Here is a 13,217-nt window from a genome sequence, read left to right on the forward strand (position 1 = left end):
ATAGGGGTGGTTCGTGGTAAAGATCACTGACGTGGCACGGCATGCGGGAGTGTCGCCGAGCACGGTCTCGTATGTGCTGAGCGGCAAGCGCTCGATCTCGGCCGAGACCCGCAGCCGGGTCGAGGAGAGCATCCGCGAGCTCGGCTACCGCCCGCACGCCGGAGCCAGGGCGCTGGCCAGCAACCGCTCCAACGTGCTCGCGCTCGTGATCCCGCTGCGCACCGGCATCCACGTCCCGGTGGTGATGCGGTTCGCGGTCTCGGTGGTGACCACCGCCCGGCGGCATGATCACGATGTCCTGCTGCTCACCCAGGAGGAGGGCGAAGAGGGGCTGCGCCGGGTGGCCGGCAGCTCCCTGGTCGACGCGCTGATCGTGATGGACGTGCAGATGCACGACGCGCGCATCCCGTTGCTGCGCACCCTGGGCCGCCCCGCCGTGCTCATCGGGTTCCCCGAGGAGCCCGCCGGTCTGACCTGCATCGACCTGGACTTCAGGGCGGCCGGCGAGGTGTGCGTCGACCATCTCGCCGAACTGGGCCACCGGTGCGTCGGGCTGATCGGCTCACCCCCCGAGGTCTACGAACGCGAGACCGGGTTCGCCCAGCGCACGGCCGACGGCTTCACGGTCGCCGCGCGCCGCTACGGCCTGACCTCCACGGTGCACCCCTGCGAAGCGACCGCCGAGGCGGCCCGGGCGATGGTCGCGACGCTGCTCGACGAGCACCCCGACCTGACCGGCGTGGTGGTGCACAACGAGCCGATCGTCGCCCCGATCGTCGAGGCGTTCCGGCGGGCCGGGCGGCGGGTCCCCGAGGACCTGTCCGTCGTCGCGATCTGCCCCGACGAGCTCGCCGAGCACGCCGAACTACCGCTGACCTCGGTCGCCATCCCGGCCGAAGAAGTGGGCGACCGGGCCGTTGAACTGCTCATGCAAAAGCTCGAAGGGAATGAGGTGCCCGCAGCGACGCTCTTGCCCCCACGCCTGACCAGGCGCGCCAGCACGGCGCCGCGTACCGACACCGGCCGACCAACGGCGAACTAAGGAGAAATGACGAATGGAAAGGCGATCGAGATTATTTTCGGCCGCAATCGAAACGCTTCGATTAATGCTGTAGGGCGCCGCTGACCATCGGCGGGACATCGGGGAATGGGGCCGACTTTTCCGTGAAAACGCTCGAGGAGGACCAGTGCATCCCACCCATCGACCCGCCCGGTCGCCGGGCCGTCATCGCCGGCGGCTGATCCCGCTTCTGGTCGTCGCGCTACTGGCGGCGCTCGGCCTGGCGGCGCCGGCGAGTGCGCGTGAGACCTATCCCTTCCAGAACCCGCGGCTCTCCCTGGACGCGCGCGTGAACGATCTCCTCGGCCGGCTCACGCTGGACGAGAAGATCTCGCTGCTGCACCAGTACCAGCCGGCCATTCCCCGGCTCGGCATCGCGCCCTTCAAGACCGGGACCGAGGCGCTGCACGGCATCGCCTGGTCGACCGACCGCAACTCCACCCCGCCCGGCAACGTCGTCACCGCGACCTCCACGGTGTTCCCGCAGTCCGTCGGCCTCGGGGCGACCTGGGATCCGGCGCTCATGCGGCGGGTCGGCTCGGTCGTCGGTACCGAGGCGCGCGGCTTCAACGCGGAGAACCCGCAGGTCTGGGGCCTGCAACTGTGGGCACCGGTGGTCAACCTGCTGCGCGACCCGCGATGGGGCCGCAACGAGGAGGGCTACTCCGAGGACCCCTACCTGACCGGCGAGATCTCCACCGCCTACGGCAGGGGCATCCAGGGCGACGACGCCAAGTACCTCAGGGCCGCGCCCGTCCTGAAGCACTACCTGGCCAACAACAACGAGATCCTGCGCGACCGGACCTCCTCCAGCCTGCGGCCGAGGGTGAAGAAGGAGTACGACGAACCGGCCTTCAAGGCGGCGATCTCGGCCGACGCGGCGACCGGCGTCATGATGGCCTACAACCTGATCAACGGGCGGCCGGCCACGGCCCACGCCGACGCGAACGACGTGATCCGGACGTGGACCGACAAGGAACTGTTCAACGTCACCGACGCCGGAGGCCCGAACAACCTGGTGCGCAGCCAGGAGTACTACTCCACCCTCGCCGAGGGCAACGCGGCGACGCTCAAGGCCGGCGTGGAGAGCTTCACCGTCGACGACACCAACTCCTCGCCCACGATCGACTCGATCAGGGCGGCGCTGTCGCAGGGGCTGCTCGCCCAGTCCGACATCGACACCGCCGTACGCCGCATCCTGAGCATTCGGTTCCGGCTCGGCGAGTTCGATCCGGACGGCGGGCCGTACGCCAAGATCACCAAGAGCGTCGTCGACAGTCCCGAGCACCGCAGGCTCGCCCGTGAGGCCGCCGGCAAGGCGGCGGTGCTGCTGAAGAACCAGGGCGGGGCCCTGCCGCTGGACGCCGCCGAGGACAAGAAGATCGCGGTGGTGGGGCCGCTGAGCCAGACCCTCTACACCGATTGGTACTCCGGCAGGCTCCCGTACAAGGTCACCCCACTGGACGGCGTCAAGGAACGGCTGGGCGCCGGCGGGACCGTCACGAGCAGCGAGGCCGTCGACCGGGTCGCCCTCAAGGACGTCGAGACCGGCAGGTACGTCACGGCGCCGGGCGGCGCCGGCGGGCCGCTCACGGCGACCGCCACTTCGTCCGGCGCCTCTCAGGGCCTTGACGTCTTCGACTGGGGGCAGGGCGTGTTCACCCTGCGCAGCGCGGCCAACGGCAAGGTCGTCGGGCGCACCGACTACAGCCCGGAGTCGACCTTCTCGAACACCCAGGACCAGCCGAACGGCTGGTTCGTCCAGCAGATGTTCAAGTTCGAGGACGCCGGCGACGGTGAGTACGTCATCCGGTACGCCGGTTACGAGACGCCCAACGACTGGGAGGGGCCGAACAACTATGTCACCGTGCGCGATGACGGCACCCTGATCCTGGGTGCCGCGACGGCGGAGCACGCCACCAGGTTCGCCAAGGAGACCGTCAGCACCGGCGTCGACGAGGCGGTCAAGGCGGCCACCGGTGCCGACGCCGCGGTCGTCGTGGTCGGCAGCATGCCGTTCATCAACGGCCGTGAGGACCACGACCGTACGGACATGAACCTGGCCGAGGGCCAGCAGGAGATCGTGAAGGCGGTGCGCAGGGCCAACCCCAACACGATCGTCGTCCTGGAGAACAGCTACCCCACCACGATCAACTGGGAGCAGGCGAACGTCCCGGCGATCCTGTGGACCTCGCACGCGGGCGCCGAGACCGGGCACGCCATCGCCGACGTACTGTTCGGCGACGTCAATCCCTCGGGCCGGCTGCCGCAGACGTGGTACCGGTCGGCGAGCGACCTGCCCGACATCCTCGAGTACGACATCATCAAGGCCGACCGGACCTACCAGTACTTCCGGGGCGACCCTCTCTACGCCTTCGGGCACGGGCTTTCGTACACCACGTTCGCGTACGGCCGGCCGAGGCTGAGCAGCGGCTCGGTGGCTCGGAACGGCGAGGTGACGGTGTCGGTCGACGTGACCAACACCGGTACCGCCGCCGGGGCCGAGGTGGTCCAGCTCTACACCCACCAGAAGACCTCGCGGGACGAGCAGCCGCTCAAGCGACTGCGCGGCTTCCAGCGGGTGCACCTCCAGCCCGGTGAGCGGCGGACGGTCCGGATGACGCTGCGAGCGGCCGACCTGGCGCACTGGGACGTGACCCGCGACAAGTGGGTCGTGGAGTCGGCGGAGCACGACCTCATGCTCGGCGCCTCGTCGGCCGACATCCGGGGGCGCGCCACGTTGAAGGTCCGCGGCGAGACCATCCCGCCGCGCGACCTGGGCAAGGAGACCCGTGCCGTGAACTTCGACGACCAGCGGGGCATCGAGCTGGTCGACGAGAGCAAGGCCCGCGGTGACTCGGTCGGCCGCACCGACGCGGGCGACTGGATCAAGTTCGCCGACGCCGACCTGTCCCGGGCCCCGAAGCGCTTCACCGCGCGGGTCGCGAAGGCGGGCGCCGGTGACACGTCGATCCAGATCCGGCTCGGCGGCCCGACCGGCCGGCTCGCCGGCACCGTGAACGTGCCGTCGACGGGCGATCCGTACGCCTATCGGGACGTCACCGCGGCGGTCACCGGAGCCGCCGGCCGCCAGGACGTCTATCTGGTCTTCGGCGGCGACCTGCGGCTCAGCTCGTTCGCCCTCACCGGCTGACCGCCCACCTCCCCATCCCGCCCACCTCTCCGTCCCCCGCCCGGGGAGGAGAGGTGGGCGCAGGAAGGAGCACAGCCATGAGAGGTATCACCCGAAGATCATTCGCCGTCCTCCTCGCCGTCGTCGCCGAGCAGAGCGGCACGGTCGGCCCGGTGGACCTCGTCGCCGTGGCCAACCACCGCACTCCGCCGTGATCATGCAGTTGTGCACGCCGCATCGGCGCACAACTGCATGATCACGGCGGAGGTGATGGGGGCACGGCTGAAGGGCATCGAGATCATGCGGAGAAGGACGTTCATCACCACCGCCGCAGCGCTGCCCGGCCTGACTGCGTTGAGTCGTGGCGTGTCGGGCCCGGCACGGCGTCCGGGACCCCGACACGCCGCAAGTCAACGACACCGTCCATAACGCGTGGTCTGTCGCGGCAAGGGAACCTGTGCCGGTCCCCGGGTGTCCAAGTTGGGTAGCGGGAACGCATCTCGGAACACGGGACGGGATCGGGCAGCGGGTGGATGTCCGAGTGGAGCCGTGGGGTTGTGGGGTGTACGGAGGGGGCGCATCAATGGAGGGCACCGGCCAGTTCGGCTACCGCCTCCTGTGGGCGGTGGACGTCGAGAAGTACAGCCGGCGGGACACTCGTGCGCAGTTGCTCGCTCAGACGGAACTGAGCGAGGTACTGGCCGACGCGGCGACCGCCGCCGGGCTCGACCGGGGGAACTGGAAGACCGAGTCGCGCGGCGACGGCGAACTCGCCGTTCTGCCCGTGCACATCGACGTCGCGCACGCCGTCGGCCAGTTCACCCGGCAGATGGAGGTGGCGCTCGCCGACCTCAACCACGGACGGCCGGAACCGGAACGGCTCAGGCTCCGTCTCGCCATGCATTACGGCACTCTCACTCCGGGGCCCTTCGGCTACGCGGGTCAGGCGCCGATCGTGGCGAGCCGGCTGCTGGACGGCAGGCCGCTGCGGCGCCGCCTCGCGGAGCACCCCGACCAGGACCTCGCTCTGGCCGTGTCCGCCTCTCTCTACGACGATGTGATCATGGGTGGCTTCTGCCCGCTCGACCCGGCCACCTTCGTCCCGTTCCGCATCGCCGCGAAGGGCGCGACCTACCGAGGGCTGCTCTACCAGCCGGCCGAGCAGGCGCAGGCGTTGAACGGGCCGACCGGGCCGACCGGCGAGAACCGGCCGGTGCGCATGACGGGGCACGTGCCCGGAGACGCGGCCGCCGAGGCCTCCGGCGCCGAGGAGCGAGGTGCGGTGGTGCTCTATCTCAACCGGGCCGCACGGTGAGGTGTGGGCGCCGGTGACCATGTCCGGCCGGGCGGACCGATTACTGATCGACCACGCCGTTCGGCCATCCTTGGCACATGCAGATTCGAGACGCCACACCGGACGACTGGCCGGCGATGTGGGCGTTCATGCGACGCATCGTGGCCGCAGGCGAGACTTTCACCTGGGACCGTGACGTCAGCGAGGAGCAGGCCCGCGTTATGTGGTTCCCGGACCCGCCTGGCCGTACGGTCGTCGCCGTCGACTCCGACGGCACCGTCCTCGGCACCGCCAACAGCGTTCGCAACCACCGCGGCCCGGCGTCGCACATCGCCAGTGCGAGCTTCATGGTCGACCCCGACCACCAGAAACGCGGCGTCGGGCGGGCGCTCGGCGAGCACATCCTGGACCAGGCCCGGGCGGACGGCTTCCGCGCGATGCAGTTCAACGCGGTCGTGCAGTCGAACACCCGCGCGGTCGCGCTGTGGCGCTCGCTCGGTTTCGAGGTGCTGGCGACCCTGCCGGAGGGCTTCCGCCATCCGGTCGAGGGATACGTCGGGCTGCACATCATGTACCGCCGGCTCTGATCCCCGGCCCGCGGTACGTCCGGGGGAACGCAGGTCACCGATTCGGGGGACGACAGCGCCGGACGGCCGCCTTACGCTGGGACCATTCCGGGCGAGCGGAGGTCGGGCACATGAGGCGGTACGGCTGATGCGTCGGCACCGCCGAAGCGGCCACCGCTGATGCGCCCGCACGGTCTGCGGACTCGGTTGGCCCGCTGGCGCGGCCTGCGGGCCCGCATGGCCGTCTCGTACGTGCTCGTCACTGCCGCCGCGGTGCTCGTCGTCGAGGCGGTGCTGCTCGGCCTGCTGTTGCCACGGATGCTGACCGGGTCCGGCGCGGTGGATCGCGTGCGTTCCCAGGCGGAACGCGACGCCGAGGCGCTGAGCCTCGTCGCCGCGCAGACCAGCAAGACCGTGGCCGCCAATGGCCTCAAGGACTGGACGCCGCGTGATCTGCTGAACTCGACGGCGAAGCAGGGCGCCCCGCGGACGGGGCTGAGCGGCGCGACGATCGGCGGGGATCACGACGCACAGGCACTGAGATTCCCGGCGAACGCCGACGCCGAGGCCGTGGGCTTCGAGGCGGTGCTCGCGCCCGACGGAGCCGTCGTGTTGAGCACGGCCAAGGTCGATGAAGAGACCATGTCGCGGCTCATGTACAAGCCCCCGCAGGCGTTCAGCGGAGGTGCCATCGCCACCGTCGGCGGCCGCCGGGTGGCGTGGGCGGCGAGCCCGATCTTGATGGTCGGCTCGCCGGAGCGGGTCCGCGAGCTCAAGGCCGCCGCCGATCGGGACCGGGCCGGCGGGTCCGAGGATCCGCTGGAGGAGGCACGCTCGAAGGGCCCCTTCCTGCTCGGTGCCGTCTACGTGCAGGTGCCGGTCTCGGTGGCGTCGCCGACGACCGGCGAGATGCTGAGCCCGTTCCTGATCGCGGGCGGGGTCGTCCTGCTCCTCGTCGTCCCGGTCGGCCTGGTGTTCGGCCTGCTGAGCACGGGCCGGCTGATCCGCCGGGTCTACCGGCTCGCGGAGGTCACCGCCGCCGTCGCGGACGGCGATTTCCGGGCGCGCGTGCCGGCGTCCGGAGACGACGAGGTGGGCCGCCTTGAGCACAGCGTCAACCGGATGACCGAGCAGCTGGACGCCGCGCTGGAGGCCGAGCGCCGGCTCGCCGGGGCCGGTGCCCGGCGGTCCGAGCGCGCGCGGATCGCCCGCGAGCTGCACGATTCGATCTCGCAGGACCTGTTCTCACTCAGCCTCCTCGCCGGCGGCATGCGCAGGGCCCTGGCCGAGGATCCGACGCTTCGTACCCAGGCCGAGACGATGGAGCGTACGGCCGGCCGCACCATGCGCGAGATGCAGGCACTGCTCCTCGAGCTTCGCCCGGTCGCCCTCGAGGACGCGGGTCTGGTGCCCGCCCTCGAGGAACTGTGCAAGGCGTACGAGACCCGTCTCGGCATCCGGGTCGAGGCCAGCCTGGCCGACGTACGGCTGCATCCCCCGGTCGAGCACGCGGTGCTGCGCGTGGTGCAGGAGTCGCTCGGAAACGCGGTGAAGCACGCCCGGCCCGAGACGATCCAGGTACGGCTCGCGGAGGCCGACGGCGGGCTCAGCGTCGAGATACGCGACGACGGTCAGGGGTTCGAGGTCGCCCGGGCCGGTCAGCGGCACGGGATGGGCCTCGCTCTGATGCGCGAGCGGGCCGAGATCGACCTGGGCGGCACGTTCGAGGTCGTCAGCAGCCCCGGTGAGGGCACCGCCGTACGGGTGCGGTGGCCGAAGGGCGCCGAGGCGATGGGAACCGCGAAGGCCGCGACCACCGGAACAGGGCCTGGGAGGACCACGTGATCGGGGTGCTCATCGTCGATGACCACGAGGTGGTGCGGCAGGGATTGCGCTTCGTCCTCGAACAGGAGGCCGACATCGAGGTCGTCGGGGAATGCTCGAACGGGCGGCGGGCCATCACGGCGATCCGCGCGCTGCGGCCCGACGTGGTGCTGCTCGACATGGTCATGCCGGACCTCGACGGCCTGGCCGTCCTGGCGGCCGTCCGCGACGAGCCGCCCGCCGTGGTGGTCCTGACCTCCTTTCAGGAGGACGAGCGCGTGGTCGAGGCCGTACGCGCCGGGGCGCTGTCCTACCTGCCCAAGACCACCGCCGTCGAGCGGGTGGTCGAGGCGGTACGGGCCGCCGCCTCGGGCGGCAGCGTCCTGGAGCCGGGTGTCGCCGCACTGCTGGTGCGGCAGATCCGCGAGGGCGAACGTCCCCAGGCGCTCGACGTCCTCTCGCCGCGCGAGCGGGAAGTGCTGGCGGGCCTCGCTCGCGGACGATCCAACCGGCAGATCGCCCGCGAGCTGTCCCTCAGTGAAGAGACGGTGAAGTCGCACGTGTCGAGCATCCTCGCCAAGCTCCGGCTGGCCGACCGTACGCAGGCGGCCATCTTCGGCCTTCAGCAGGGCCTCGTGCCGCTGGAGAGCGCACTGGGCACTGCGCCCGACCCGGCGGCGGACCGCTCTAGACGCTCCTGAGGGCGTCCGTCGGCGACAACCTGGCGGCCCGCGACGCCGGGTACAGGCCGGCGAGCCCGCCCACCACGATCGCGACGCCGAGCCCGCTCCACACGGCCACCCCCGGAATGAGCACCGACCAGTCCCGCGTGTACGACAAGCCGGTGGTCACCGCCGCGCCGATGAGGACGCCTGCGACGCCGCCGCAGGCCGCCAGCACCAGCGACTCGGTGAGGAACTGCGCCGCAACGTGCGCGCGGGTCGCCCCGAGCGCCCGGCGCAACCCGATCTCCGAGCGCCGTTCCAGTACCGAGATGACCATGACGTTGGCGATGCCGATGCCGCCGACGAGCAGCGCGATGCCGCCGAGTCCGAGGAACAGGGCCGCCGACGACTCCGCCACGGCCGTCCGGGCGGTGAGCGCGTCGGACGGCCGGCGGACGTCGACCCGCTCCGGGTTCATGGGGTCGGCCGTGGAGTTGAGCAGGTTCGCGACCTCGGTGACCCGGTCCTGGTCCGCTCGTACGTAGATGCGGCTCGGGTGACCGTTGTAGCCGAGCAGCCGTTCGGCCACCGGGAAGCCCACGATCGCCGACCGGTCGACCTCCGGCGCGAGCGGCAGCGGTTCGAGGACACCGGCGACGGTGAACCAGTGCCCGCCGATCCACACGCGGGCGCCCGGGTCCGGCCGGGTGACGCCGAGCGTGCGCGCCGCCTCGGCGCCGAGCACCGTGACGGGGTGGCGGGCGGTGGCCGCGTTGAGGAACCGGCCCCCGGCCATGGACCCGTCGAGCGCCGCGAGGAGTGAGCCGTCACCGGCCCGTACGGCCAGCCCGCCCGTCTGACCGGACGGCACGTGGTCGTTGCGGTAGACCTGGGCCTCCATCAGCTGCGCCGTGGGGGCGACGTGCAGCACGCCCTCGAGCCGGCGGACCATCGGTGTGGCCGTGACCGGCAGCGGTGCCTCCTGATCACTGAGATCCCTGCCGTTGACCACGGTCAGCAGATTGGTCCCCAGCTCGTCGATCTGCGCCAGCAGCTGCGACTGGCTGGAGCGGGTGATGCCGAGCACGCCCACGACCGAGGCGATGCCGATCGCGATGCCGAGGGCGGACAGCACGGCCCGCAGGCGGCGCGTGCGCAGCCCGAGCGTGCCCACCGGAAGCAGATCCCCCGGCCGCAGCACGCTACGCGTCGACCTGTCGCTCATCACGCCACCACCTGACCGTCGCGCATCTCGATCGAACGGGAACACGCCTTGGCGACCTCGGCCTCATGGGTGACGATCAGCAACGTCGTGCCCTCGGCGTTCAGGCCGCGCAGCAGCGCCAGGATCTCCGCGCCCGTCGCCGAGTCGAGGTTGCCGGTGGGCTCGTCGGCGAACACGACGGCGGGCCGCCCGACGATCGCCCGTGCGATGGCGACCCGCTGCCGCTCACCGCCGGACAGCTTTCCGGCCCGGTGCCGCGACCGGTGGCCGAGGCCGACGCGGTGGAGTGCCTCGGCCGCCCGGCGCCGCCGCTCGGCCGCCGGCACGCCCCGGTAGAGAAGCCCGTGCGCCACGTTGTCGAGTGCGCTGAGGTGCTCCAGCAGGAAGAACTGCTGGAAGACGACACCGACCCGGTGCGCCCGCAGACCGGACAGCCGTCGGTCGGACATCCCCGTGACGGCGCTCCCCGCCAGGCGTACGTCCCCGGACGTCGGGTGGTCGAGCGCCGCCATCAGGTGCAGGAGAGTCGACTTGCCCGACCCTGAGGGCCCGCGGACGGCGACCATCTCCCCGTCACGTACCTCCAGGTTCACCCCACGTACGGATTCCACCGGCGGGTCGCCCGGGTAGACCTTGCGCACGTCGCGCAGTTCGAGTGCGATGCCCGTGCTCACGATGCCGGCACCTCCACGTTCTGTCCCTCGGTGAGGCCCTGCCCCGTCACCTCGACGACGCCCTCGCTCTCGTCGAACAGGCCGGTCCGCACGGGCACCCGCCTGCGCGCACCTCCGTCGAGCACCACCACCTCGTAGGCGCCGCCCGGCCGGGCGAGCAGCGCCGTGATCGGTACCGCCAGTACGTCGCGGTGCAGTTCGGAGGTGATGTCGACCTGCACCTGGGCCTGATCGAGCTGACCGCCTCCACCGCGGGTCAGCGAGATGGTGATGGGGACGAGCTGCTCGGCCGGCCCACCGCCGGTCTCCTCCTCGCCGGCCACGGCGACGGGGCTGATGTCGGTGACCCGGCCAGTGGCCTCGTCGCCGTCCGGCATCGTGACGACCACCCGGTCGCCCTTGCGCACCTCAGGGGCCATCGCGGGATCGAGATCGACCTCGACCGTACGATTGGCGCTGGTCCCGTGCTCGACGGCGGCACCGGCGCGGACCGGGGTTCCGGGCTTCGCGTCATGTGCGGTGACCCGCAGCGCACCCGGCAGGAAGACGACCTGCCCGAGCGGCACGTCCCCGGTGACCGGCAGACCGCGGGCGTGCTGCCAGCGGCGTACGGCCCAGTACGTCGCGCTGGAGAAGTGCCCGTCGACGGTCACCCCGGCGCCGTGACCCAGGGCGGCCAGATTGCGTTCGAGCTGCCGTACGTCCGGGCCGTCGGTCATGCCGAGCGCGAACGGCCGCCAGACCGGGCGCTCGCCGAACAGCAGCGGTACGGGGTCGCCGTTCACCTCGTAGGCGGTCTGGCCGCGCTTGATGACGGCGCCGATCGCCGGGAGCCGGGTGATGACGCCCTGCCCGCCGGACGCCGTCACATTGAAGTCGCCGGCGTGGCTCAGCGACCCCGTCACCTGCTGGCGCTGGGCGACGTCGGTCCGTACGACGGGTGAGCTCGTGGTGCCGGGCGGGTTCGGGGCGGTGGGCCGGCCGGAGCCCTCGGTGCCGCCCGCGGCGTACGCCACCGCACCGGCCGCGACGAGCGTCACGGCTCCGCACGCGATCACCGCCGTACGGCGCCTACTTCCCATTGGATCCCTTCCCCTTGGCGTCGCCCTGCACGCGGATGCCCGGATACGTCTTGGGCATGAGGTGTCTGCAGGCCTGGAGCTCCTTCATGAACGCCTTCTTGCCCAGGCGCTGGAGCCGTTCGGGCAGTGGGAAGCGCCCGTCGGAATTGGGGTCGGGCCAGTCCCGCGAACCCTGCTCTCGCATGCATGTGGAGAACTGCCGCAGTTTCGCCAGCTCCGCGGCGGTCGGGGGACGATCCTCTTTGCCCTTCGGCCGGGGGATCCGGTCGCTGATCGACCGGCAGGCGGTGAACGCCCGCTGCGGCGGGTCCTTGGTGCCGCGCGGTGGTACCCACTCGCCGGTGCGGGCGTCGCGCACGGGGTCGGGGAAGTTGGGTGCTCCGTTCTCACGGAGGCATTGGGCGAGTTGCCGGTAGAGCGCGGCGACCTGCTGTGCGTTGGGTGAAGGTGATGCCGAGGTGGTGGCGGTCGTGGCGGCGCCGCCGGTGGAACAGGCGGTGAGCCCGCCGAGCGCCACCGCGACGCCGGCCGCGAGCGCGGCCGTTCGGAGAAGGGGCATGGATGCCTCCAGGCTGGTGGGTCGTCCCATCAGCGTCGGGCTCCCCGGCCGGGCGCACATCCCGCCGGGGTGGTGGCCGCGCCGCCCACTTCGGGGGAGGGTGATCACGCGTCGCGGCCTCGTGGCACCCTCGGTGCACGCCGGATGCGCCTGCCGAAATCGGCTGGAACTGCTGGTCCGAATCGCGCCGGACCTGGTGGGCGGCCGGGTCGTAGTTTTCTCACGTGACCGATCCCGCCCGTCCATCGGGTGGGTCGCAGCGATGAGAGGACTTTGATGGATCTGCAGCTTTCCGGCCGGGTCGCGGTCGTCACCGGCGCGTCCAAGGGCATCGGCCTGGCCGTCACCCGCACGCTGCTCGCCGAGGGCGCCCGCGTGGTCGCCGTCTCGCGCAAGAGCACGCCGGAGCTCGACGCGCTCAGCGGTACCGGCCTCGTGCACGTGGCCGCCGACCTGATGGACCCCGAGGCGCCCGGCCAGGTCGTCGCCAGGGCCGTCGAGGAGTTCGGCGGGCTCGACATTCTGGTGAACAACGCCGGGGGACCGCCGCCCGGGACAGCGTTGCCGCGCTTCTCGTTCCTGGCCCCCACCGACGACGACTGGCGCACGATGTTCGAGTTCAACCTGTTCTCGGTCGTGCGCGCCATCCGCGCCGCCATCCCCGCGATTCTCCAGCGGGGCGGCGGTTCGATCGTCAACGTGTCCTCGGGCAGCGCCCGGCTGCCCGCCCCCATGAACGTCGACTACAACGCGGCCAAGGCGGGACTGAACAACCTGACCAAGGCCCTGTCGGAGGAGTACGCGGCACAGGGCATCCGGGTGAACACCGTCTCTCCCGGACCTGTGCGGACGGCGTGGTGGACCGAGGAGGGCGGCGCGGCCGACATCATCGCCGCCCAGGTGGGTACCGATCGTGACACCGTGATGAACACCGTCGCGCCGGAGATGATGAAGTTGTCGACCGGGCGTCTTGTCGATCCGCAGGAGGTCGCGGATGTGATCGCCCTGCTGGTCTCGCCGCGCTCGGCGAGTACCACGGGCGCTGACTTCGCGGTCGATTCGGGGTTCTTGAAGCAGGTCTGATCGCCCGTCGCCTACCGGCCGGCCGGCGGGAGCCGTGGGGTCAGCCGTGCCT

Annotated in this window: 11 protein-coding genes; 7 read left to right on the forward strand and 4 right to left on the reverse strand. The window is 71.3% G+C overall.

The genetic code is table 11. From position 1 onward, the window contains the following. Positions 1 to 13 precede the first annotated feature (13 nt). From HKK74_RS09935 to HKK74_RS41335, 6 genes are all read left to right on the forward strand, one after another. Entirely contained in the window at positions 14 to 1,042 is a 1,029-nt protein-coding gene (locus HKK74_RS09935) for a LacI family DNA-binding transcriptional regulator (RefSeq protein ID WP_187242813.1), read from the forward strand. A 145-nt stretch (positions 1,043 to 1,187) separates the two neighbouring features. Further along, complete coding sequence (locus tag HKK74_RS09940) at positions 1,188 to 4,214, forward strand: glycoside hydrolase family 3 C-terminal domain-containing protein (protein ID WP_312881385.1); 3,027 nt, start codon at positions 1,188 to 1,190, stop codon at positions 4,212 to 4,214. Between the two features lie 562 nt (positions 4,215 to 4,776). Continuing rightward, on the forward strand, positions 4,777 to 5,508 hold the full coding sequence (locus HKK74_RS09945; RefSeq protein ID WP_187242814.1) for a hypothetical protein: 732 nt from the start codon (positions 4,777 to 4,779) through the stop codon (positions 5,506 to 5,508). 77 nt (positions 5,509 to 5,585) lie between these two features. Further along, positions 5,586 to 6,074, forward strand: a complete 489-nt coding sequence (locus HKK74_RS09950; protein WP_187242815.1) for a GNAT family N-acetyltransferase — start codon at positions 5,586 to 5,588, stop codon at positions 6,072 to 6,074. A gap of 186 nt (positions 6,075 to 6,260) precedes the next feature. Then, on the forward strand, positions 6,261 to 7,898 hold the full coding sequence (locus HKK74_RS09955) for a HAMP domain-containing sensor histidine kinase (RefSeq protein WP_187242816.1): 1,638 nt from the start codon (positions 6,261 to 6,263) through the stop codon (positions 7,896 to 7,898). Next, a complete protein-coding gene (locus HKK74_RS41335) occupies positions 7,895 to 8,578 on the forward strand; it encodes a response regulator (protein ID WP_312881386.1) in 684 nt (227 codons plus the stop codon). The genes HKK74_RS09955 and HKK74_RS41335 overlap by 4 nt, the downstream gene beginning before the upstream one ends. Here HKK74_RS41335 and HKK74_RS09965 read toward each other — a convergent pair. The 4 genes from HKK74_RS09965 to HKK74_RS09980 are packed head-to-tail and all read right to left on the reverse strand — an operon-like array spanning position 8,565 to position 12,082. Further along, positions 8,565 to 9,767: an ABC transporter permease gene (locus HKK74_RS09965; protein ID WP_187242817.1), complete on the reverse strand. Its 1,203-nt coding sequence runs from the start codon at positions 9,765 to 9,767 to the stop codon at positions 8,565 to 8,567. The two genes, HKK74_RS41335 and HKK74_RS09965, sit on opposite strands and share 14 nt — an antisense overlap. Continuing rightward, complete coding sequence (locus tag HKK74_RS09970; protein ID WP_312881387.1) at positions 9,767 to 10,441, reverse strand: ABC transporter ATP-binding protein; 675 nt, start codon at positions 10,439 to 10,441, stop codon at positions 9,767 to 9,769. Before HKK74_RS09970 ends, HKK74_RS09965 begins: the two co-directional genes overlap by 1 nt. Next, positions 10,438 to 11,523: a peptidoglycan-binding protein gene (locus HKK74_RS09975; protein ID WP_187242818.1), complete on the reverse strand. Its 1,086-nt coding sequence runs from the start codon at positions 11,521 to 11,523 to the stop codon at positions 10,438 to 10,440. Before HKK74_RS09975 ends, HKK74_RS09970 begins: the two co-directional genes overlap by 4 nt. Next, the gene (locus HKK74_RS09980) at positions 11,513 to 12,082 is read right to left on the reverse strand and encodes a hypothetical protein (protein WP_187242819.1); all 570 of its coding nucleotides are present in this window, start codon (positions 12,080 to 12,082) and stop codon (positions 11,513 to 11,515) included. Before HKK74_RS09980 ends, HKK74_RS09975 begins: the two co-directional genes overlap by 11 nt. A 276-nt stretch (positions 12,083 to 12,358) precedes the next feature. On the opposite strand from HKK74_RS09980, the gene HKK74_RS09985 reads away from it, so the two are divergent. Further along, positions 12,359 to 13,165, forward strand: coding sequence for an SDR family NAD(P)-dependent oxidoreductase (locus HKK74_RS09985; RefSeq protein WP_187242820.1), 807 nt, complete (start codon positions 12,359 to 12,361; stop codon positions 13,163 to 13,165). Positions 13,166 to 13,217: the final 52 nt, after the last annotated feature.

This window comes from Actinomadura alba, assembly GCF_014323705.1.
Taxonomy (GTDB): Bacteria; Actinomycetota; Actinomycetes; order Streptosporangiales; family Streptosporangiaceae; genus Actinomadura_C; species Actinomadura_C alba.